The sequence below is a fragment of the uncultured Flavobacterium sp. genome (assembly GCF_963975515.1).
Lineage (GTDB): Bacteria > Bacteroidota > Bacteroidia > Flavobacteriales > Flavobacteriaceae > Flavobacterium.
This window is the reverse complement of record NZ_CAXBGY010000001.1, coordinates 277,189-301,190: the sequence shown is the minus strand read 5'-3', so window position 1 is coordinate 301,190 and position 24,002 is coordinate 277,189. Positions and strand designations below refer to the sequence as shown.

The window sequence follows — 24,002 nt, the reverse complement described above, 5'->3', positions numbered from 1 at the left end:
TTAATTCCTGTTTATAAGTTTGATTTTTTTATAAAAAACTATAAAGCGAAGATAAGTTTAAATTACTAAATTTGATAGTCAATCTTTACTAAATTTTAATAGAATTAAACAATTTATTTAATTAAATATATAAAATTATGAGGTATTTATTTTTACTTTTAATAAGTAGTATCTGTTTTAGTCAACAAACTTCAAATGTTGACTTTAAAGTGCTTACCGCAGATTTAGTTCCAAATGAAATAACAAAATCGATTTCTGGAAAAGTAACTTATGAATTTGAAGTGTTATCAGAAATTGATATAATAAAAATTGATGCTATTGATATGAAATTTAATAAACTCACTATCAATAAAAAGGAAGTTAATTTTATTGCAACAGAAAAACAATTGGTTTTAACAGAAGGATTCAAAAAAGGTAAAAATGTTTTATATTTTGAATATGAGGTCACACCCAAACAGGCTTTGTATTTTAATGGAAATGGCTCTAATTTGCAAATTTGGACACAAGGTCAAGGAAAAAATACTAGCAATTGGTTACCAAGTTTTGATGATGTAAATGAAAAAGTAATCTTTAATTTGTCTTTAACTTTTGATAAATCCTTTTATGCACTTACTAACGGAGAATTAAAAAATAAAGATTTTAAACCTAATGATACTAAGTGGACTTATGAAATGAAAAAGCCCATGAGTTCTTATCTTGTAGCTTTAGTAATCAGTAAGTATGAAAAACAAATTATCTATTCTGATTCAAAAGTTCCAATTGAACTATATTTAGGAAAAATAGATGACGATAAATTTGAATCTACTTACAAATACACAAAGGATATTTTTGATTTTTTAGAAAAGAAAATAGGAGTAGATTATCCTTGGGAAGTCTATCGACAAGCACCAGTTAGAGATTTTTTATATGCAGGTATGGAAAACACAACATTTACAATATTCTCAGACGAATTCGTAGTTGATGCTGTAGGTTTTAACGATAAAAATTACGTGAACGTAAATGCTCATGAATTAGCACACCAATGGTTTGGAAATTTAGTTACTGCCAAAGAGAGTAAACATCATTGGTTACAAGAAGGTTTTGCAACATATTATGCACTTTTAGCCGAAAGAGAAGTTTTTGGTGATGATTATTTTAATAATGAGTTATTAAAAATGGCGGAACAATTAAGAGAAGCTTCCTTACAAGATGATAACCCTATTTTAAGTGATAAAGCTAGTTCATTGTCTTTATATAAAAAAGGTGCTTGGGCTTTATTTGTTATTCAAGCAAATATTGGTGAAAGTAAATTTGATAAAGCGGTTAAGAATTATTTAAAAAAATATCAATATGGAACAGTAGAAACGGATGATTTCTTGGCTGAAATTAAAAATGTTTCAGATTATGATGTTGAATCATTTAAAAAGAAATGGTTAGAAAATGCCTTTTTTGATTGGAATGAAGCGATGAATTGTATCAAAGACAGTAAATTCATGAAAGATTATTTAGCCGTTAGACAATTGGAAACAGTCTATTTTAATAATAAAAAAGTTAACTTCAATAACATTTTACAAGAAAAATATTTTCATCCAATATATCAAGAGATAGTATATCAATTAAAAGAAATCCCTTATTTAGATAAAAGAGAGTTAGTTTTCCAACTTTTTGCATTAAAAGATATTAAAGCAAAACAAACTTTAGCAGAATCTTTTCAATTAATTCCTAAAGAATTAAAGACTGAATATGAGAAAATGTTTGCAGATCATTCTTATATAAATAGAGAAATAGCTTTATATAAACTCTGGACTACTTTTAGAGAAGATCGAGAAAGGTATATAGACATTAGTAGAACTTGGGTAGGACAAGATTATAATTTAAGATTTGCACATCTAATTTTAAAGGCAATAACTTTTAAAAATGATAAAGTAATCTATAGCAATACAATTGCTGAACTTGAACAAATGACTAGAGAAGAATATAATATAACCGTTAGAGAAAAAGCTATTGAAAATTTATTGCAATTAAATGAAGTTTCTGATGTAGTATTAACATCTTTAATTGATTTATCATCACATATTAAATGGCAAGCAGTGAAATTTTCAAAAGACACTTTGAGAAAACTTTTAAAAAATAGCGATGTAAGAAACCAATTGACACAATTAAAAGGGAAAAGTTCTTCAGTTCAAAAGGACAGAATAGATTATTTTTTAAGCGAATAATATTACATTTTTTATATCTTTAAGAAAAATTAATTTGAATGAAAGCATTAGTAATTTCAGGTGGTGGAAGTAAAGGAGCTTTTGCTGGTGGTGTAGCACAATACTTAATACAAGATTTAAAAAGAGAATATGATATGTATTTTGGAACTTCGACGGGTAGTTTGTTAGTTTCACATTTAGCTTTACAAAAAGTTGAAAAAATTAAAGAAATATACACTTCAGTAAACCAAAATAGCATCTTTAGTAATTGTCCATTTACCATAAAAAAGAAATTTGGAGAAGATATAATTGAAATTAATCATTTTAATGTTTTAAAAAATTTTTGGAGAGGCTCAAAAACCTTTGGAGAAAGTAAAAATTTAAGAAAATTAATTAATAAAGTATTTACAGAAGAAGAGTTTGAAATTTTAAAAAATTCTTCTAAAAATATATTTGTTACTGTTTCAAATTTATCGCTAAATACAGTAGAATACAAATCTATCAATGATTATTTATATGAAGATTTTTGCGATTGGATTTGGATTTCGTGTAATTATATTCCATTTATGTCATTGGTTAAAAAAGATGGTTGTGAATATGCTGACGGTGGTTTTGCTAGTATGATTCCAATTGAAGAAGCTATAAAAAATGGTGCTACAGAAGTAGATGCTATTATCTTACAGACAGAAACTCCTTTGTACAATAGATTGCCAGCAAGAAGTGCATTTTCAGCGCTAACGAATTTGTTTGCCTTTATGATGGATAGAATTGAATACCAAAACATCAAAATTGGAAAATATGAAGCCAAATTTAAAGGAGCAACAATCAATTTTTATTTTACACCTTCAGTTTTAACAACCAACTCATTAATCTTTAACAAAGAAAAAATGAAAGAATGGTGGCAAATTGGTTATGATTATGCCAAATCTAAAGATGTAGATACACAAGAAATTCCAATTGAAGAATAATTTTTTTTAACGCAACCTTTTTTAAAAAATTACATCTTGTAATAAAATAACTATAAAAAGGAAATCTTATGAAAAAATTACTAATCTTAACAACTGGATTGTTATTGCTTGCGTGTACTAATGACGACACTAATTCTGAACTAAATTTAACATCAGGACCTAAAATTGTAGGTTTTGATAAATCTTTTGAGTCAATTGCATTTTTTGAAGACCTTGGTCAAATTGAAAAAACTTTTGCCGTAAACTTTATTGGATTAGGTGATGGTAAGACCTCTACTTCAAATATTACACTAAATTATGAAGTGGATTTATTAAACTCTACTGCCACAGAAGGAGTTGAATTTGATTTTGTTAATAATACAAATGAAATTACAATTCCAGCAGGAAGTACTTTTGCAACAATTCCATTAAACGTAAACACAGGGCAATTAAATCCTACAGAAAAAACGGAATTAGTTTTAAAATTAACATCAAATACTGAAAACGTAGTCGTTGGTCAACAATATAAAACTATAAAAATTGTTTTTGTTGGTTGCGAAACTAATTTACAAGGTACTTATACAAATAGTTCGGGAACTAGAACTGCAATTGTTACAAAAACAGCTCCAAATGCATATAGATCTTCTTACTTACCCAACTTCTCTACTTATTATTGGTTTGATTTCGTAGATATTTGTGGAGAATTAACAATTGTTGATTGGGAATTTCAAGGAGGAAATCCTTTGAGTTCTTTTAGTTCTGAGGATGGTTTAGTAAAAGGATTTATAACAGATACTAATAACTTAACATTTGAAGATGCTAATGTACAAGGTATTTCTTGGTATGTTAACTTAACTTGGACGTTAGTAAAACAATAGTAAATTTCAATTATAAAAAAAGCCTTCAATTTTGAAGGCTTTTTTTATAACACACTTTTCAATTCTTCCTTAATAAAACTAATAGCAACACTAGTTGGTGCTTCCATTTCAGTTAATTGTCTTAAAATAGCTTCTCTCAATTGATTTGCATTAGCAATTTCAGTATTCAAAGAAGTTTTGCGAATCATTTGAACCGTAGTAGTTTTAGATTTATTAATCACATCCCAGCATTCATTGGTAATATAGATTTGTTGCGTTAAATTATGTTCAAATTCTGTTTGAATAGCATGAATCAATAAAGTAGCATAATCGTTTTTATCTTCAGTTGGTGGAATAACTCTTAATAACAATTGTGCAGGATGAATTCGTTCTAAAAACAAAACCATTCTTTCATACGCTTGTAATCTTAAAGGCAAAGATTCTTTCTGGTTTTCCTTTAATAATAACCAACGTCTTGTATTTTGTTGGTCTTTAAAATAAGATGTGAAAAGAAAATAAGCAACTCCACCAGTTATTAAAGAAGGTAAAGTGTAAGAAACAATTTCAAGTATTTTGTCAATATTCATTTTAATATTTTTAAAGGGTAAAGAAAATATTTTAAATTCAATTGCCGTTCGGCTTTAGCCAACGGAAAACAATTTAAATAATCTTTGAAGTATCTATTTATATGTTTTTATAAGTCACAAAGAAAACATTAAAAAAATAAAATTCCAATAATAAATTTTTAAAAGATTTCTCAAATTTCAGAAATCTGTGTTCCAAAAAACTATTATAATTTGATTTTTGAAATTGCTATTGCACTTGAACTTGTAAACACCTAAATTTGTACATTACTTAAATTCCTATGATTCAAGACCACATTAATAAATTAAACGAAGCACAAAGAGCACCTGTTATTCAGAAAGACGGACCAATGATTGTTATTGCTGGAGCTGGTTCTGGTAAAACTCGTGTTTTAACAGTTCGTATTGCTAATTTAATGAGTCAAGGTGTAGATGCATTTAATATTTTGTCGCTAACATTTACCAACAAGGCAGCACGTGAAATGAAAAAACGTATTGCTGATATTGTAGGAAGTAACGAAGCCAAAAACCTTTGGATGGGAACTTTCCACTCTGTCTTTGCTCGAATTTTACGTTCAGAAGCTGATAAATTAGGTTATCCATCTAACTTTACGATTTATGATACGCAAGATAGTGTTCGATTAATTTCAGCCATTATCAAAGAAATGCAATTAGATAGAGATGTTTATAAACCTAAACAAGTTTTAAGTAGAATTTCATCTTTTAAAAACTCATTAATTACAGTTAAGGCTTATTTCAATAACCAAGATTTGCAAGAAGCTGATGCAATGGCAAAGAAGCCACGTTTGGGAGAGATTTATCAAAATTATGTTGATAGATGTTTTAAAAGTGGTGCTATGGATTTTGATGATTTGCTATTGAAAACTAATGAGCTTTTAAATCGTTTCCCAGAAGTTTTAGCAAAATACCAAGATAGATTTAGATATATATTAGTTGATGAGTATCAAGATACAAATCATTCACAGTATTTGATTGTTAGAGCTTTATCAGACAGATTTCAGAATATTTGTGTGGTTGGAGATGATGCTCAAAGTATATATGCTTTCCGTGGAGCAAACATCAATAACATTCTGAATTTCCAAAAAGATTACGAAAATGTTCAAATGTATCGTTTGGAACAAAATTATCGTTCTTCTAAAAACATAGTTGAAGCTGCAAATAACATAATTGATAAAAACAAAACTAAGCTAGATAAGATTGTTTGGACTGCAAATGATGATGGGGAAAAGATAAAAATTCACAGAAGCATGACCGATGGTGAAGAAGGTCGTTTTGTAGCTGCAACCATTTTTGATCAAAAAATGAATAAGCAGCTGAATAACGGACAATTTGCTATTTTATATAGAACCAACGCACAGTCACGTGCTATGGAAGATGCTTTGCGTAAGCGTGACATTCCGTATCGAATTTATGGAGGTTTATCATTCTATCAAAGAAAGGAAATAAAAGATGTTTTATGCTATTTGAGATTAGTCATCAATCCAAAAGATGAAGAAGCTTTAATTCGTGTCATAAATTATCCTGCTAGAGGAATTGGTAATACAACTATAGAAAAACTAACAGTTGCAGCCAATCATTATAAACGTTCTATTTTTGAAGTTTTAGAGCATATTGATAAAATAGATTTAAAATTAAATGCTGGGACTAAGAATAAGTTACAAGATTTTGTGACCATGATTAAAAGTTTTCAGGTAATTAATGAAAATCAAGATGCTTTTTATTTAGCAGAACATGTGACAAAAAAGACTGGTTTAGTTCAAGAATTAAAGAAAGACGCTACACCAGAAGGAATTGCTCGTATTGAAAACATCGAAGAACTTTTAAACGGTATAAAAGACTTTATTGAAGGTCAAAAAGAAATTGATGGAGCAAGAGGAGCTTTAGCAGAATTCATGGAAGATGTAGCTTTAGCAACTGATTTAGATAAAGACACTGGTGATGATGATAGAGTAGCACTAATGACTATTCACTTGGCAAAAGGACTTGAGTTTCCATATGTTTTTGTAGTTGGATTAGAAGAAGATTTGTTTCCAAGTGCTATGAGTATGAGTACGCGTAGTGAGTTAGAAGAAGAAAGACGTTTGTTTTATGTTGCATTAACTCGCGCAGAACATCAAGCTTATTTAACTTATGCTCAATCTAGATACCGTTGGGGAAAATTAGTAGATAGTGAACCTTCTCGTTTTATTGAAGAAATTAATAGCGAATATATAGAATATTTAAACCCAACTGACACATCAAATTATAGATACAAACCTATGATGGATGTTGATATTTTTGGAGACATTGATAAATCTAAATTACGTTTAGCTAAACCAACAGCAGGAACACCTCCAAAACATTTGAGTTATGATGAAAAACCAAGCTTAAACATTAGAAAATTAAAACCAGTTTCAAGTAATTCAACTTCAAACACCAATTTATTTGACACTAATTTAAATGTTGGAAATGTAGTAATGCACGAACGTTTTGGAAAAGGTGAAATCCTAAATATCGAAGGAGTAGGAGGAGACAAAAAAGCAGAAATTCGTTTTGAAGTAGGTGGAATTAAAAAATTATTACTTCGTTTTGCTAAATTGCAGGTTTTAGGATAATTAAAATTTATTCTGAATAAAAGCAATCATTTTTAAATTAGCATCTAATAAATCTGTTTGTGACCAATTTCCGTGACCACCATTATATAGATTAAACTCATTATAAACTCCAAGCTGGTCTAACTTAGTATGTAAATCAACTCCTTGTGATGTTGGAATTAATGGATCAGCATTTCCGTAAAACATAATTGTGGGAACAGATGAAGAAGTAGCTCTATATAATGGACTTAATTGCTCGTAATAACTTGGATTATCTGCATAATGAACACCTGTTAAGTTAAAATATAAATCCAACCAAGCTGGATTATTGACATAATTTGAATCTGTAAAATTTGTTGGGCCAACAATGCTACAAACCATTTTTATATTATTATTTGAATTATATCCATAACTATATAATAGCGATAAATGACCACCAGCACTTGTTCCTATGAAACCAAAATCATCAGAAATACCATAATTTTCAACTTTTAGTTTCTGAACAATGGCATTAATATCATCAATTTGCATGGGAAAAGCATAGTTTCCAGTTGTTGCTAATCTATAATTTACGTTTGCAATAGCATATTCAGGTAAAAATTGCTTGATTATATCAACAGCATAATTCATATCAACTTTATCACCTTCAATCCAACCACCACCATGAACTAAAATCAAAGTTTTTGTTGAAGTTGAGCTTCTATTTGCAGGAAGATATAAATCAAAAACCTGTTGCAAATTTGAGCCATAACTTACATTAATCATAGTTTTTGCTACTGATAAATCTTCTGTAGTTGAAGCATTATCATTAGAACATGAGTAAATAGGAATAAGTAAAAATAACAGTAAACCGAAAAATAAATTGTTTGTTTTCATAGCTAATCTATATCTTTGAACTAAAGTTACTTAATTAAAACGATTATTTGGTTTAAAAAGTATCAAAAATAGATCCAAAACAAGTTGCAATGGCAGAATTCATAAGAATATACGAAGACAAACCTAGCGAAGCTTCTATAAAAAAAGTAGTTGAGGTTTTAAGAAATGGTGGATTAATTATTTATCCAACAGATACTGTTTATGGTTTAGGTTGTGATATCACAAATTCTAGAGCTTTAGAACGAATTGCCAAAATCAAAGACATCAAGTTAGAAAAAGCCAATTTTTCATTCATTTGTAACGATTTAAGCCATATTTCTGATTATGTTAAGCAAATTGACACAGCTACGTTCAAAATCCTTAAAAGAGCATTGCCTGGACCTTATACATTCATTTTACCAGGTAATAATGATTTGCCAAAAGAATTCAGAAAAAAGAAAACAGTCGGAATTCGTGTTCCAGCCAATAATATTGCGTTACAAATCGTTGAAATGTTAGGAAATCCAATAGTTTCAACATCTATTCACGATGATGATGAGGTAATAGAATATTCAACGGATCCAGAATTAATTTTTGAAAAATGGCAAAACAAAGTCGATTTAGTAATTGATGGTGGCTATGGTGATAATGTTGCTTCAACAATCATTGACTTATCAGGACATGAACCAGAAGTTATTCGTGAAGGAAAAGGAAGTTTAGACATTTTATAAGTTGCAAATGAAAAAAGTAGTTACATTTATTTTATTATTGAGTTTTTCGGCTTTGTTCTCACAAAGTATTACAGGTATTGTTGTAGATAAAAATGATGAACCACTAGCTGGTGCAACAGTTTATTTTGACGGTTCTTCTTTTGGCACATCTACAAATATGGATGGAAAATTTAAAATAACACTTCCATCTGAAATTAGTGCCACATTAGTAGTCAGTTTTGTTGGGTTTGATAAAGTGTACCTAAATAAGTTAAGTTTTGATAAACCTTATAAAATCATATTAAAAGAATCTACAGAAGATCTTAGAGAAGTTGTATTGACAGACAATAAGTTTTCAAGAAAGCAAATGATAGCTCTCTTTAGAAATCAGTTTTTAGGCACAACAAGAGCTGGAAATCAATGTAAAATAGAAAATGAAGATGAAATTTATTTTTCTTACGACAACGATAGATTTGTGCTTACAGCTTATGCTGACAAACCTTTAATCATAGATAATCCGTATTTGGGCTATAAAGTTTATTTTGACTTAACCACTTTTGATGCAAAATTTAATCAATATAGTATTGAAAGAAATGATGTTTACTCAAGTATTTACGTAGGAACATCTCGTTTTGAAGAAATTGATAATAGCGATAGAAAATTAAAAAATAGAGAAAAAGTTTTCAATGGTTCTTTTCTACAATTGTTTAGAAACATGGCTAATAAAGAATGGAGTAAAGATAAATTTACATTGTTTAATGGAAAGTTTCAAGCTAATTCAGTCGAACATTTATATATTAAAGACACATTAGGAGTAAAGCAAATATTCATTAAAAAACAAGAAAGAGGTTTGCATGCAAAAGATTTTGTGGCTGAGTTTAGTTTGTTATACAACAGAAGAGAACAATCTAAAATTATTTTTCACACCGATAATTTTGTAATTGATCGATATGGATTATTTTCCAACTACGACAAAATTTATTTTTCGGGAGATTTATCAGAAAAGAAAATAGGAGATATGTTGCCTTCTAATTATGGGATTGAGTAATATTTTTTTTAATTTTTATTGGAAAGCTTTTTTTAAAACCAGTGTATCTCTATTTTTTTGTGCAGCTAGAATTTCGTTTAAGTAAGGCTGTGTTATTTTTTCCATTTCCGTTTTTGTAATGTCAATTGATTTTGGATTAGAAATTAAATTATGCCATGGTTTAGCCGAAGAAAAATCATATTTACCAAAGATTACAACTGGAGTTCCTTTAACAAGTATAGTGTATTGGTCAGCTAGAACCCATTGATCTGCCCAATAATAAAGAAATTTTGCATCCTTTTTTTGAAGTCTTAAACAAGAATGAGAAGCGGGATAACCAGGCAAACTATATTCATGCCATCCAATTCCTTCTTTATTTAAAATATTAAAGTTCCAATTTAGAATCCAATCGTCATCAATTGTACTAATTTTAACTTTGGCTTTCCAATTTGTAAAGTAAAGACCTGTTGGCGTTAAATATTCTTCTCTACCCATATTGGTTGGGCCTGTAATTTTTAATATTCCTTTTTCGTACGCTGCGAAAGTTTGTGTTGGGTAAGAAAAAAAAATAATTTTATTAATACCTTTTAGATAATTTACTTCTAAAGGAAAAGGAAGGTATTTTGCTTTATCATAACGAAAATCAGTTGGTATAATAACTGAATCCATTCGTGTAAAATTAGATAGATCTGTTCTGTTTATAGCAAAAGCAATTTGTTGTTTTAAAGTATCAGTTTCATGCTCTAAAAGCCATTCTTTAGGATATGTCCATTCATAAGTGATTATTGTAGTATCAATTGATTTTTTTGAATTTTCAATTTCGGAAGAAGCTTTCTTAAGTTGTTGTTGAGAGTCAATATCTTTATCATCTGGGTATTTTGTCTGTTGGCATGAAAAAAGTACTAGTACAAGGTTTATAACTATAAATTTTTTTTTCATTTTTTTTTCTTGTTTCAAATTTTAGTCTAGATGTTTTTTAAATTTCTACTTAAAAAGACTATCAAATCACCTTTTAAATATAAGAAATATTTTAGAATTAAAAAAACGCATTAGTAATTTATAATCCATTATAAACATAAAAATATTGCACAAAAAAAATCCAATAGAATTACTATTGGATTTTTTAAATATTTTATAAATTTTGAATTATTTACTCAAATTCTTCATTTCTTTTTCAATCATGTCATAAAACTGATCGATTTTTGGTAAAATGATGATTTTAGTTCTTCTGTTTTTTGCTCTGTTTGAAGGAGAATCATTATCCGTTAATGGAACATAAAAACTTCTTCCTGCAGGAATTAATTGTTTTGGATCAACTCCTAAGTCATTTTGTAATACTCTTACAATTGCTGTAGAACGTTTTACAGATAAATCCCAGTTGTCTAATAAAACATTAGATTTGAATGGAACACTGTCTGTATGACCTTCAACCATACATTCGAAATCTGGTTTGCTGTTAATTACTCTAGCTACTTTAGCTAAAACATTTTTGGCACCATCACTTACTTCATAACTTCCTGATTTAAATAACAAGTTATCAGCAATTGATATAAAAACAACTCCTTTTTCTACATTAATTTTAATATCTGGATCATTAATTCCAACTTCTTTCTTTAAACTTGTAACTAAAGCCAATGTAACACTGTCTTTTTTAGTTAAAGCATCTTGCAAACGGTTGATTTTTAAATCTTTTTCTTTTAAACTCTCTAACGATTTCTCAAGATTTGTTGCACCTTTTGAAGTTAAAACTGTTAATTCTTTGGAACTGTTAATTAAATCTGAATTGTTTTTTTTCAAATAATCAAGTTGATCAGCAAAAGCTTTCTTTTCTGTCAAACAGTTATTCAACTTAATGGTCGCAGTATTTAATAAATCTTGCGTTTCCTTGTTCTTAGCTTCTAATGAAGCAATCTTTTTCTTCGATCCACAAGATGTCATTGTGAAAGCGATTACCAATAGCGATAAAATTAGTTTTTTCATAATCTTCAAATTTTTAACAAATGTATATAGAATTTGATTCTCATAAAACTATGGTAAGATAAAATATTGTTAAAATAATTCTAAAAAAGTTTTTTGTTTTTTGATAAAATAAGCCATAACTATTGAATTAAGCTTGAAGTAGTTAGCTTTTAAACTTGATTTTCTTTTTGAGAAAAATATGTTAAATTTTAAGTAAAAATAAAAATGTGCTTTACCAACAGCAAGAAAATGATTTGGTTTTCCTTGAAATAAAAATTTAAAGGCAGCAATTCCATCTAAAATCATTCGAATAAATAGAACTTGAATAAACTGGTTTAAAGGCAAATTCTTAACCAACATAAATAGTGAGTTCCTGAAATTTAGAAAAGTTTTTCTTGGATTGGCAACATCTAAAGTAGCACCACCAACATGATAAACTAAAGATTTTGAAGTATATTTTGCTATATATCCTAAATTAAAAGCTCTCCAACACAAATCAATTTCTTCTTGATGAGCAAAAAAATCAGCATCAAAACCTTCTAACTCATGATAAACTTCTTTACGAATAAAAAAACATGCTCCAGATGCCCAAAATATTTCAGTTTTATCATCATATTGACCTTTATCTTCTTCTATAGTATCAAAAATTCGACCTTTGCAAAAGGGATAACCATATTTATCAATAAAACCACCAGCTGCACCAGCATATTCAAAATGTGATTTCTTTTTAAAATCTAAAATTTTAGGCTGAATTATGGCAGTTTTTGTTTCTTTATCAAATAATTCAATAATCGAATTTAACCAGTTTGCTGTAACTTCAATATCTGAATTTACTAAAGCATAATATGGTTCTTCTACAAATTTAAGTGCTTCATTATAACCTTTTGCAAAGCCATAATTTTCTTTATTCTGAATAACTTTTACAGTTGGAAAATCACGTTTTAAAATAGCAATAGAAGTATCAGTAGAAGCATTATCAGCCACATAAATTGAAGCATTTTCAGAATACTGAATAATAGAAGGTAAAAACTGTTGTAACAATTTCTCTCCATTCCAATTTAATATGACAACTGCTATTTTATTCATGTAAAGTAAAATGAGGTAATTCTCTTAAAAAACTATATTGTTCTTTTTCAAAATCTATTTCACAAAAGTAGTGATTTAGACCATTAGTCACCATTAAATAATTGGCTTTTAAAATCATATTATATCTAGCAATTTGGTCAAATGTCTTTTGGTCAATCGTAATTTCTGGAGCTTTACATTCAATTAATAGAAAAATAGAACCATCTTTATTAAAAACTACAATGTCATAACGCTTGTTCATTCCATTGATTTTAACAACTTTTTCAACGTTTATATAGGATTTTGGATAGTTCTTTTCATCAATTAAAAATCGAATAACATGTACACGAACCCATTCTTCTGGAGTAAGAAGAATGAATTTTTTTCTGATTTCATCAAAAATAGACACTTTATTTTCACTATTTTTGAATCGGAAAGAATATTTTGGAAAATTTAATTGTTGCATAAGCCAAAATTACTCAAAAAATATAAACTGCCAACTAATTACTGAACACTGATTATGGACGAAGTCATTCAAATTACAAAAGATATAAAAGCCGGAAACATAAAACCCATTTACTTTTTTATGGGTGAAGAACCTTATTATATTGATAAACTTACAGAATTTATTGAAGAAAATGTGTTGCAAGAACACGAACGCGATTTTAATCAAACAATTTTGTATGGAAGAGATGTTTCTATTGAAGATATAATTTCAAGTGCAAAGCGTTTTCCAATGATGGCTGATAAACAAATTATTATCGTAAAAGAAGCACAAGATTTGTCTAAAACAATCGATAAAATAGAAAGTTATCTAGAAAATCCGCAGCCTACAACAGTTTTAGTTTTTGCTTACAAGTATAAAACATTAGATAAGCGAAAAAAAGTTACTAAAACTTTAGCTAAAGTCGGAGTTGTTTATGAAAGCAAAAAACTTTACGAAAATCAAGTTGGTACGTGGATAACGAAAGTTTTAAAAGGTCAAGGTTATGCTATAGAACCAAAAGCTAGTCTTATGTTGGTTGAGTTTTTAGGAACTGATTTATCAAAAATCAGTAATGAGTTAGATAAGTTAAAAATTGTTTTACCCAAAGGGCATACGATTTCTCCTATAGATATAGAAGATAATATTGGTATAAGTAAAGATTATAATAATTTTGAGTTACGAAAAGCTATTGGTGAAAAAGACAAACTGAAAGCTTACAAGATTATTGAATATTTTGCTCAAAACCCTAAAGACAATCCTATTGTAGTTACTACAAGTTTAGTGTTTAGTTTCTTTTCACAGTTATTGCAATATCACGGAACAAAAGATAAGAATCCAAAAAATCTAGCTGCTGTTTTAAAGGTAAATCCTTATTTTTTAAAGGACTATGATGTAGCTTTTAGAAATTATCCAATGAAAAAAGTGAGTGCAATTATTGCAACCTTAAGAGATATAGATGTTAAAAGTAAAGGAGTTGGAGCAAACGCATTACCTCAAAGTGATTTATTAAAAGAAATGTTGATTCATATATTTAGATAGTTGTAAGTATTAAGATGTGAGAATTAAGTATTAAGATTTTAGAATTTTGATGTTGAAATTGTTTTTGAATTTATAATTAATATTCAAGTTGGAATTTGGAATTTCAAATATTGGAATTTTCTATATGTTTATTGCAATTGAATTTTGAAATCGATACATTTGTTATCCTTAAAAAAACGATAAAAATGGGAATGAATAAAAATACAGTATTAGCTTGGGCTACATTTATAATGATATTAATGGGAGTTATTATCATTGGTCTAGGTATTTATAGATATGATGATGTTGCAGGTTGGGGATTTGCAGCAGTAGGAATTGGATTCTTTGCAATTGCATGGGTTTTCAATGCTTTAAAAGGAAGGGTGTAACCTGAATAACCTTTGGTTTCAGCCATCGGACAAAAACAAAAATCAACAAATAAACAGTTTAACAATTTAATAAAGCATAATGTCAGACGATAAAAAAGTAATATTTTCAATGTCTAAAGTAAACAAGATTTACTCTAGCACTAACAAACAGGTTTTAAAAAATATTTATTTAAGCTTCTTCTATGGAGCAAAAATTGGAATACTAGGTTTAAATGGTTCAGGAAAATCATCTTTACTAAAGATTATAGCAGGTTTAGATAAAAATTTTCAAGGAGATTTGGTTTTCGCACCAGGTTATAAAGTAGGTTATTTAGAACAAGAACCTCAATTAGACGAAACAAAAACAGTACTTGAAATCGTAAAAGAAGGTGCAGCCGAAATTTATGCTCTACTTGACGAATTTAATACAATCAATGATCAGTTTGGATTACCAGAAGTTTATGAAGATGCAGATAAAATGCAAAAACTAATGGACAGACAAGCTGATTTACAAGATAAAATCGATGCAGCTGGTGCTTGGGAAATTGACAACAAATTAGAAGTTGCTATGGATGCACTTCGAACGCCAGAAGGAGATACACCAATTAGTGTGCTTTCTGGTGGAGAAAGAAGACGTGTAGCTTTATGTCGTTTACTTTTGCAACAACCAGAAGTATTATTATTAGATGAGCCAACCAATCACTTGGATGCTGAATCTGTACTTTGGTTAGAACAACATTTACAACAATATCCGGGAACTGTAATTGCTGTAACGCATGATAGATATTTCTTGGATAACGTTGCGGGTTGGATTTTAGAATTAGATAGAGGTGAAGGTATTCCTTGGAAAGGAAACTATTCTTCTTGGTTAGACCAAAAAACAAAACGTATGGAGCAAGAAGAAAAATCTGCTTCTAAACATAGAAAAACATTAGAACGTGAGTTGGATTGGGTTCGTCAAGGAGCAAAAGGACGTCAAACCAAACAAAAAGCACGTTTACAGAACTATGATAAATTATTAAACGAAGACCAAAAAGCATTAGACGAAAAATTAGAAATCTATATTCCAAATGGACCAAGATTAGGAACAAATGTGATTGAAGCTAAAAATGTAGCTAAAGCTTTTGGTGATAAATTATTATATGACAACTTAAATTTCACACTTCCACAAGCGGGAATTGTTGGAATTATTGGACCAAATGGTGCTGGTAAATCAACAATTTTTAGAATGATTATGGAAGAGCAACAACCAGATTCAGGTTCATTTGAAATTGGTGACACTGTAAAAATCGCTTACGTAGATCAAGCCCATTCAAATATTGACCCAGAGAAATCAATTTGGGAAAACTTCTGTGATGGTCAAGAATTAGTAATGATGGGTGGAAGACAAGTAAATTCTAGAGCTTATCTTTCTCGTTTTAATTTTGGTGGAAGTGAACAAAACAAAAAAGTAGCTACACTTTCTGGTGGAGAAAGAAATAGATTGCATTTGGCAATGACTTTAAAAGAAGAAGGAAACGTTTTGCTTTTAGATGAGCCAACAAATGATTTAGATATAAATACATTACGTGCACTAGAAGAAGGTCTAGAGAACTTTGCAGGTTGTGCTGTAATTATTTCGCATGATAGATGGTTTTTAGATAGAGTTTGTACACATATCTTAGCTTTTGAAGGTGATTCTGAAGTATATTGTTTTGAAGGAAGTTTCTCTGAATATGAAGAAAACAAACGCAAACGATTAGGTAAAGAAGTTACTCCAACTAGAATTAAATATAAAAAATTAATTAGATAATTTAAATTAGATATTATTTTATTTAGAAGTAAGTACATTTTTTCATTATTACTACTATTAACTTCCTTTTTCATTTATGCTCAACCAGCTAAATCGAAAAAGGAAGTTATTTCTATACTAAATGAAGCAGGAAATGATTTTTTAAAATTAGAAAATCAAAAATCTTTAGATAAAGCTAAATCCGCTTTGCATTTTTCTGTCGAATTAAATGATGATGAGTTAATTGCTAAATCGTATAATATTATTGGGCTAAATTTTGATGAATATTTAGACACGAACAAGGCAATAGAGTATTATGAGAAAGGTATTAATCATGCTAACTTAACTGAAAATGATTCTGTAAAACAGTGGCTTTATAACAACCTTGGAAATGTATATTCCTATAGTAAGGGTGATATTGCAAAAAGCATATTGTATTATAAAAAAGCTCTAACTTTTGCTATTAAGATAAAAGACGAGATTGAAGTTAACTATATAAAACAGAATATTGCGAGTGCTTATTTTGCAGAAAAGAAATATAATATTGGAAAAATATATTTAGATGAAATAGCAAAATTTGTAAATACCAAAGGACAACTTGAAGCCAGAATGACTTATAATGCTCTGCTTGGAGATTATTATCAACATTTGAGTAATAATGATATATTAGCGGAAAAGTATTATTTGGTAGCAGTTGAAATCTCTAAACAAAATAAAACCGAATTAATTGAAAGCAATATTGCTGATTTGTATTTTAAATTATCAGACTTTTATGCAACTCAAAAAAAATTCGATAAAGCATATTATTTTTTAAATGAATCAGAAATTTTAAAAGATAAAATCTATAATGAAGAAAAAATTGAGACTATTAGAGAGACACAAAATCTAATTGAACTAGAAGAATACAAAAGAGAAATTGATAGAATTGAAGAAGAAAATAAATTATATATCAAGAGTTTAAGTATCAACAAAACGATTAATATATTATTAATTTCACTTTATGTAATTATAGGAATATTATTTGCTCTTCTTTATAGAAATCATAAAATAAGATCAAAACTAAATACCACTTTAGCAATTCAAAATTCAAAATTAGAAATTGCAAAATTAAAAGCCGAAGAAAATTCAAACTTAAAAAGTCAATTTGTATCAACTGTTACTCATGAAATAAGGACACCTTTATATGGGATTATTGGATTAATTGGTTTACTCGTTGAAGAACATAAAGAATTTAAAAATAATCAAAAAATTAAATCTTTAAATTTTTCTGCTAATTATTTATTAATGTTAATTAATGATATTTTGCAGACCAATAAATTAGAAAGTAAAAACCTTGTTCTTGACTCAAAAAAACTTTCTGTGAACCAAGAAATTAATAAAATTATAAATTCACTTCAATATTTAGCAAAGCAGAATAACAATAAAATAGAATTTAAAGTAGAAAATGATTTTCCCAAATATGTTTATGGTGATAAGACAAAATTTGTTCAAATTATAATGAATTTGATTACAAATGCTTTAAAATTTACAAATAATGGACTTGTAGAAATTGATGTTAAAATTCTAAACAGAACAGAAGATGATATTAACGTTCAAATAAACATAAAAGATAATGGAATTGGAATTGATGAATACGAACAAAAATTAATCTTCAATAAGTTTATTCAATTAAATAGAAAACAAACAGATTATCAAGGCACAGGTTTGGGATTATATATCGTTAAAAGTTTAATTGAAATTTTAAACGGAAAAATTACTCTTGAAAGTAAAGAAAATATTGGAACAGAAATACATTTAGAATTGCATTTTAGACTTAAACCAAATGAAAATACTATAAATACAAAAAAGGAAATAAAGAATTTAAAAAAATCTATAAAAGTATTAATTGTAGAGGATAATAAAATAAATCAATTAATAACAAAGAAAATTATAGAAAAAAATAATTTTTTAGCAACAGTTGTTGACGGTGGTTTTCAGGCAATTAAAGAATTAGAAATTAATAAACATGATATTATATTAATGGATATTAATATGCCCGAAATTGATGGTTTTGAAACAGCAATTAGAATTAAAAAAACAAATCCTAATATGCCGATAATAGCATTAACTGCTTCTGATGTAAACGAAATTAAAAATAAAATATCTCAATCTGAAATAGATGAAGTTATTATAAAACCTTTTGATGAAAAAGAACTAGTTTCAATTATTCATAAATATATAAAATGAGAAAAATTACTTTATTTGTTGGTCTATTTGTCTTTTTTCAATCTTGTCAAGACGATTCAGAAATCGAAACTATAACAATTAATAATCAATATTCATTAGACATTTATTCAAATATGTCTAAGACTAATGAATTGAATGATGAAGCTTCTTTACAATATCAAAATATTTTTAAAGAATTATATGTTGTTATTATAGATGAAAGTGCAGAAGTATTTAATACTATTATTGTCGATAATGATTTAGTTGACAAATATAAACCTGATTTAAATGGATACTCAAAATTAATAATTGATGGGTTTGAATCTGAAACAAACTTAAAAAAAATCTCAAAAGAGAAAGATACTTTAATAAATGGATTAGAAGCTAAAGTTGTCGAATTTGAAGGAAAAGTTGATGAATATGAAGTTTACTATCATCTAGCTTTTGTAAAATCGCAAAAATCATATTATCAAATTATGACATGGACGTTATTGGATAATAAAGAAGAATATAAAAATAAATTAGATAATATGACCTATTCTTTTAAAGAGATTAGGAGTAAAACAGTGGCAAAATAAAAAAAAAGAAGCTAAATTTTAGCTTCTTTTTTTTTGATTATTTAATACCAACGTTTCTTATTCTTTTTTGAAACTTCAGATTTTCTAGAATTAGTTTCTTTTTTCTTATTTCTTAAATCAGGCTTTTTATCTGAATTTTCAGAAACAGCATTTACGTCTAAAACATAAGGATGATCTTCAACTACTTTAATCTTAATTCGAATTAATTTTTCGATATCTTTTAAATATGCTTTTTCTTCTTTATCACAAAATGAAATAGCTAATCCACTCTTTCCAGCTCTACCAGTTCTACCAATTCGGTGCACATAAGTTTCAGATATATTTGGAATATCAAAATTTATTACAAAAGGCAAGTCATCTATATCGATTCCTCTTGCAGCAATATCAGTAGCAACTAAAACAGAAATTTTTTGATCTTTAAAGTCTTTTAAAGCTCTTTGTCTAGCATTTTGCGACTTGTTTCCATGTATTGCAGCTGCTTTAACATTATCTTTTTCTAAAGCCTTTACAACATTATCTGCTCCATGCTTGGTTCTTGTAAAAACCAAAATATTTTTTAAATCATCATTTTTAATCAAATGATATAATAGTTTTCGTTTGTCGCCTTTGTCAACAAAATATACTTTTTGATCCACTTTTTCAGCTGTACTAGAAATTGGATCAACAGAAATATATTTTGGATTTGTTAAAAATTTATCAGCCAACTCTCTAATAGCAACTGGCATTGTAGCAGAAAATAATAAGGTTTGACGATTATCTGGAGTTAGTTTAACAATCTTTTTTACATCATTAATAAAACCCATATCCAACATTTGATCAGCTTCATCTAAAACCAAATGATGTAAATAGTCTAAATCTATATAACCTTGTTTATTTAAGTCTAAAAGTCTTCCAGGTGTTGCAATTAATACATCAACGCCTTTTCTTAATTGATCAACTTGCGAAACTTGACTAACACCACCAAAAATAACCATTGATCTGATATTTGTGTATTTTCCATAAGAATCAAAATTTTCTTGAATTTGTATAGCTAACTCACGAGTAGGAGTAACCACAAGTGTTCTAATATGCTTTGATTTTTTGTTTGATGAACCAACAATTCTATGAATTAAATTGATAATTGGAATGGCAAAAGCACCTGTTTTTCCTGTACCTGTTTGTGCACAAGCCACTAAATCTAATCCTTCTAAAACGGCAGGAATAGCTTGTTCTTGAATAGGAGTTGGTTTCTCATAACCAATTTCTTGTATAGCTTGTTGTATATTTGGAATTAATTGTAATTCTTTAAAAGTCATTTGTAATTTTTTTTTCAAAGGTAATCATTATTAAAATAACATTTTTCAATGTCAATAACAATTATAAAAATCAAGCTCAACTTTAAAAATAAATTACAAAATCAAATAATCTAAGAATTATTTAACTGAAAATCATATTACAACATTTTACTTTTCATAAAATCAGTAATCAAATAAGCTATTAATTTACCCGTTAAATGGTTATTATTGGTTTGATCTAAATCGGGTGCTCCTTCACAAATATGCAAATAAGCAGCATTTTTATGTTTTCCAAAATGATGCACAAATTGACGAGCTTTATCAACTCCAAAGCCAGAATTTGTCATAGCACTAGAATATACACCTGGTATTGCATCCAAGTCTAATTCAATTCCAAAAGGGTCACCTTTTACGTAATCTAATGAAATATCTAATTCAGAATCGAAGTTTTTTTCTTTTCTAACGTCTATTTCTTCATAAGTATTGTAATTAATCGTATCTGGAATAGATTTTATAGTATTAAAAACACTTTTAGAAACAAATCCTTCATGAAGTCCAAAAACAAAGTATTTTTTTAAAAAATTATCTTCAAATGCATAGGTAAAACCATTTCCAGAATGCCTTCCTTCCATAATTCTAAAATCAGTATGAGCATCAAAATTAACAGCATTGACCATTTTTCCTTTACCCAAGGCTAATCCTTTTATGTTTCCATAAGCGTTGTTATGTCCACCACCAATAATTATTGGAATTTTTCCATTTTTTACAATAACGCTAACAATATGTGAAACTTCTTTATCTATTTGTTCAACTAGCTTAAAAAGTTCTTTTCGTTCCTCTTTGTCATTTGGATCTAAAGATGCAGCTTTCTTCATTTCATTTTCCACATTTAAATGACCTAATAGAATTAATTTATTTGCTTTGCAAAACTTATTGTGTTGAATGTTTACTAAACTTTTTATTGCACTTGAGTAAGCAGAAGCAGCTCCGATTCTTCCAAAATTTGCTTTTATTCCTATGTCTTCTGGAATACCAAATAAAACAAAATTGGCATCTGATTTTGAAATAAACTCTAAAATAGTAGTATCTTTAGGCACTGTAATAATCCGTTCGCCAAATTTTACTTCACCACTTCTGTGGTTAGTAATTGCTGCTAAATCTGAAGTACTAAACTGTATAAAATTGTCCATAAATAAAAAAAATAGAATTCAAAAATACTATAATCTTATAAATTTTCGTTATTAAATCTAAAGAATGTACATTTGTACCTTAAAAAAATTATTATAAAAAATGGAAAGCAATCAAAACAATTCAAAATTAAAGGCAATAATTCTAATATTATCTTTATTATTATTAGGTAGTATGGCCTATATGTTTAAAATGAGTTCAGACTCAAAAAAAGATATTGAGTTAAGCGAAGGAAAGTATGATAAAATACTTTCAGAGAAAGAGTTAGTTTTAAACGATTTAGAGCAAATGAAAGCTATGTATGATAGTGAAATTGCTAGTAATACTTCTCTAAAAGAAGAACTTGAAGCTGAAAAAGCAAAAGTAGAAGCTTTAATTGTAAGAGTTAAAAAAGGTGAATCTGTTGCAAATTATAAAAACGATTACATTCGTTTAAAAAGAGAAATGGATAGTTTAGTTGCAGAAAACACTAAACTAAAAGAAGAAAACTTGATGCTAAATAAAAATTTAGATAGCACAAACGTAGTTTTAGATGAATCAAAAAAATTCAATGATACTTTAGTTAATCAAAACGAAAAGTTATCAAAAACTGTTGAGAAAGGACAAAAATTAGTTATTGTTAATTTAAAAACAATTGCAGTAAAAGAAAGAAGTTCTGGAAAACAAATTGAAACTGAAAAAGCGAGTAGAGCAGATAAATTAAAAATTAGCTTTACAATTGCCGAAAATTCTTTAGCTAAATCTGGAGAAAAAGAATACTATGTACAAGTAATTGATGCAGCAAACAATGTATTAGGTGATAAAAAGTCTGTTACTTTTAATGATAAATTATTAACATATAGTTTTATTTCAAAAGTAAAATTCGAAAATAACACAGTTGATGTTTATGAAGAATTATCAGGTAAAGACTTTGCAAAAGGAAAATATTATATTAATATTTTTAGCAAAGGAGATTTAGTTGCAAACACAACTTTTGACTTAAGATAATTAGAAAAGTAATAATAAAAAAAGCATCACTTTCGTGATGCTTTTTTTTATGAAATAAATTCACCTTCAATCATAACCTTATCAATCAAATTACTTGTAAATTCATAAGGCAATTGATAAAAGGAAGTCAATGGTTTTGTAATAATAATGTTTGCTCTTTTTCCTTTTGTAATGCTACCATGAGTTTCAGAAACTCCCATTGCATAAGCGCCATTTATAGTAGCAGCATTAACCGCTTCTTCGGGAGTCATTTTCATTTTAATACAAGCTGCAGCCACAACAAAATTCATATTTCCAGAAGGAGTAGTGCCAGGGTTAAAATCTGTGGCAATTGCTAAAGGTAAACCAGCATCAATCATTTTTCTTGCAGGTGTATATGGAATTGTAATAAAATAAGAACAACTTGGCAATGCTACAGGCATAGTTTTACTGTTTTTAAGAACAGCAATATCTTCATCAGTCACAACTTCTAAATGATCTACACTTAAAGCATCATTTTCAACACAAGCTTTTATTCCTTCAATAGTTGTAAACTGATTTACGTGTATTTTTGCTTTTAAACCATATTTCTTACCAGCTTGCATTATTTTAATTGTTTCATCAACTGAAAAATAACCAGTTTCTAAAAAAGCATCAATATAATCGGCTAAATTTTCTTCAGCTATTTTTGGAAGCATTTCATTAATAATCAAATCAATATAAGCAGCATGATTCTCTTTATATTCTGTAGGAAAAGCATGTGCTCCTAAAAAAGTAGCCTTAATTTCAATAGGATAATTTTCCTTTAGTTTTTTAATTACACGAAGCATTTTCAATTCACCTTCAACAGTCAATCCATATCCCGATTTTATTTCAACAGCTCCAGTTCCTTGTTGCATAACTTCTTCTAATCGAAGTTTAGATTGCTCATAAATATCATTTTCAGATGATTCATTAAGTTTTTTTGCAGAATTTAATATTCCACCACCACGATTAGCAATCTCTTCATAAGATAGCCCATTTATTCTATCAACGAACTCTTGTACACGATTTCCAGCATAAACGATATGTGTATGACTATCAACCCAAGTTGGTAAAACTATCTTGCCTGTCACGTCAATAATTTTAGCATCACTATTGGTTGGACAATCTACCATCTTTCCAAAGTCAGAAATAATATTATTTTCAAGTAGTAAAAAAGCATCATTAATTATAGGCAAATCATTCATTTCCTTGCCACACACCATGTTTGCTGATTTTTCTCTAACTTGAAGAAGTTCTTTAATGTTAATAAGTAGTGTTTTCATTGTTTGTAATAATTTTTGTAAAAGTAAACTTGATTTTTAAAAAGTCCTATCTTTGATAGAGTAAAT

The 24,002-nt window shown here is 28.1% G+C and carries 21 protein-coding genes; 12 read left to right on the top strand and 9 right to left on the bottom strand.

Annotated elements, in window-relative coordinates:
* Positions 1 to 137 precede the first annotated feature (137 nt).
* From AAC008_RS01390 to AAC008_RS01380, 3 genes are all read left to right on the top strand, one after another.
* Positions 138 to 2,198, top strand: coding sequence for a M1 family metallopeptidase (locus AAC008_RS01390; protein WP_339886961.1), 2,061 nt, complete (start codon positions 138 to 140; stop codon positions 2,196 to 2,198).
* Positions 2,199 to 2,236: 38 nt separating this feature from the next.
* A complete protein-coding gene (locus AAC008_RS01385; protein ID WP_339886959.1) occupies positions 2,237 to 3,145 on the top strand; it encodes a patatin-like phospholipase family protein in 909 nt (302 codons plus the stop codon).
* A gap of 68 nt (positions 3,146 to 3,213) precedes the next feature.
* On the top strand, positions 3,214 to 4,002 hold the full coding sequence (locus tag AAC008_RS01380; RefSeq protein ID WP_339886957.1) for a hypothetical protein: 789 nt from the start codon (positions 3,214 to 3,216) through the stop codon (positions 4,000 to 4,002).
* A 44-nt stretch (positions 4,003 to 4,046) separates the two neighbouring features.
* Here AAC008_RS01380 and AAC008_RS01375 read toward each other — a convergent pair whose 3' ends face one another.
* Positions 4,047 to 4,568, bottom strand: coding sequence for a hypothetical protein (locus AAC008_RS01375; RefSeq protein WP_339886956.1), 522 nt, complete (start codon positions 4,566 to 4,568; stop codon positions 4,047 to 4,049).
* A gap of 281 nt (positions 4,569 to 4,849) precedes the next feature.
* Between AAC008_RS01375 and AAC008_RS01370 the strand changes: the two genes are divergently transcribed.
* Positions 4,850 to 7,180: a UvrD-helicase domain-containing protein gene (locus tag AAC008_RS01370; RefSeq protein ID WP_339887200.1), complete on the top strand. Its 2,331-nt coding sequence runs from the start codon at positions 4,850 to 4,852 to the stop codon at positions 7,178 to 7,180.
* Here the strand turns inward: AAC008_RS01370 and AAC008_RS01365 are convergent, their stop codons facing one another.
* The gene (locus AAC008_RS01365; protein WP_339886955.1) at positions 7,181 to 8,035 is read right to left on the bottom strand and encodes an alpha/beta hydrolase; all 855 of its coding nucleotides are present in this window, start codon (positions 8,033 to 8,035) and stop codon (positions 7,181 to 7,183) included. It abuts the gene before it with no gap.
* An 89-nt stretch (positions 8,036 to 8,124) separates the two neighbouring features.
* Between AAC008_RS01365 and AAC008_RS01360 the strand changes: the two genes are divergently transcribed.
* Entirely contained in the window at positions 8,125 to 8,745 is a 621-nt protein-coding gene (locus tag AAC008_RS01360) for an L-threonylcarbamoyladenylate synthase (protein WP_339886954.1), read from the top strand.
* A gap of 7 nt (positions 8,746 to 8,752) precedes the next feature.
* A complete protein-coding gene (locus tag AAC008_RS01355; RefSeq protein ID WP_339886953.1) occupies positions 8,753 to 9,772 on the top strand; it encodes a carboxypeptidase-like regulatory domain-containing protein in 1,020 nt (339 codons plus the stop codon).
* 15 nt (positions 9,773 to 9,787) lie between these two features.
* On the opposite strand, the gene AAC008_RS01350 is transcribed toward AAC008_RS01355, so the two are convergent.
* From AAC008_RS01350 to AAC008_RS01335, 4 genes are all read right to left on the bottom strand, one after another.
* Entirely contained in the window at positions 9,788 to 10,690 is a 903-nt protein-coding gene (locus tag AAC008_RS01350) for a L,D-transpeptidase (RefSeq protein WP_339886952.1), read from the bottom strand.
* A gap of 207 nt (positions 10,691 to 10,897) precedes the next feature.
* Positions 10,898 to 11,731: an OmpA family protein gene (locus AAC008_RS01345; protein WP_339886951.1), complete on the bottom strand. Its 834-nt coding sequence runs from the start codon at positions 11,729 to 11,731 to the stop codon at positions 10,898 to 10,900.
* A 69-nt stretch (positions 11,732 to 11,800) separates the two neighbouring features.
* The gene (locus tag AAC008_RS01340; RefSeq protein ID WP_339886950.1) at positions 11,801 to 12,796 is read right to left on the bottom strand and encodes a glycosyltransferase family 2 protein; all 996 of its coding nucleotides are present in this window, start codon (positions 12,794 to 12,796) and stop codon (positions 11,801 to 11,803) included.
* Entirely contained in the window at positions 12,789 to 13,241 is a 453-nt protein-coding gene (locus AAC008_RS01335) for a type I restriction enzyme HsdR N-terminal domain-containing protein (protein ID WP_339886949.1), read from the bottom strand. Before AAC008_RS01335 ends, AAC008_RS01340 begins: the two co-directional genes overlap by 8 nt.
* A gap of 54 nt (positions 13,242 to 13,295) precedes the next feature.
* Between AAC008_RS01335 and holA the strand changes: the two genes are divergently transcribed.
* The 5 genes from holA (at position 13,296) to AAC008_RS01310 (ending at position 19,201) form a co-directional block, all read left to right on the top strand.
* On the top strand, positions 13,296 to 14,300 hold the full coding sequence (holA, locus tag AAC008_RS01330) for a DNA polymerase III subunit delta (protein ID WP_339886948.1): 1,005 nt from the start codon (positions 13,296 to 13,298) through the stop codon (positions 14,298 to 14,300).
* Between the two features lie 185 nt (positions 14,301 to 14,485).
* Positions 14,486 to 14,668 (top strand): CAL67264 family membrane protein, encoded by a 183-nt coding sequence (locus AAC008_RS01325; protein WP_339886947.1) that lies wholly within the window; start codon positions 14,486 to 14,488, stop codon positions 14,666 to 14,668.
* Between the two features lie 79 nt (positions 14,669 to 14,747).
* On the top strand, positions 14,748 to 16,439 hold the full coding sequence (gene ettA / locus AAC008_RS01320) for an energy-dependent translational throttle protein EttA (RefSeq protein WP_339886946.1): 1,692 nt from the start codon (positions 14,748 to 14,750) through the stop codon (positions 16,437 to 16,439).
* A gap of 186 nt (positions 16,440 to 16,625) precedes the next feature.
* Positions 16,626 to 18,644, top strand: a complete 2,019-nt coding sequence (locus AAC008_RS01315) for an ATP-binding protein (RefSeq protein WP_339886945.1) — start codon at positions 16,626 to 16,628, stop codon at positions 18,642 to 18,644.
* On the top strand, positions 18,641 to 19,201 hold the full coding sequence (locus AAC008_RS01310) for a hypothetical protein (RefSeq protein ID WP_339886943.1): 561 nt from the start codon (positions 18,641 to 18,643) through the stop codon (positions 19,199 to 19,201). The genes AAC008_RS01315 and AAC008_RS01310 overlap by 4 nt, the downstream gene beginning before the upstream one ends.
* A gap of 41 nt (positions 19,202 to 19,242) precedes the next feature.
* Here the strand turns inward: AAC008_RS01310 and AAC008_RS01305 are convergent, their stop codons facing one another.
* A complete protein-coding gene (locus AAC008_RS01305) occupies positions 19,243 to 20,496 on the bottom strand; it encodes a DEAD/DEAH box helicase (protein WP_339886942.1) in 1,254 nt (417 codons plus the stop codon).
* Between the two features lie 137 nt (positions 20,497 to 20,633).
* Positions 20,634 to 21,665 (bottom strand): formimidoylglutamase, encoded by a 1,032-nt coding sequence (locus AAC008_RS01300; protein ID WP_339886940.1) that lies wholly within the window; start codon positions 21,663 to 21,665, stop codon positions 20,634 to 20,636.
* A 100-nt stretch (positions 21,666 to 21,765) separates the two neighbouring features.
* On the opposite strand from AAC008_RS01300, the gene AAC008_RS01295 reads away from it, so the two are divergent.
* Positions 21,766 to 22,650, top strand: a complete 885-nt coding sequence (locus AAC008_RS01295; protein WP_339886939.1) for a hypothetical protein — start codon at positions 21,766 to 21,768, stop codon at positions 22,648 to 22,650.
* Positions 22,651 to 22,697: 47 nt separating this feature from the next.
* Here AAC008_RS01295 and hutI read toward each other — a convergent pair whose 3' ends face one another.
* A complete protein-coding gene (hutI, locus tag AAC008_RS01290; RefSeq protein WP_339886937.1) occupies positions 22,698 to 23,936 on the bottom strand; it encodes an imidazolonepropionase in 1,239 nt (412 codons plus the stop codon).
* Between the last annotated feature and the right edge of the window lie 66 nt (positions 23,937 to 24,002).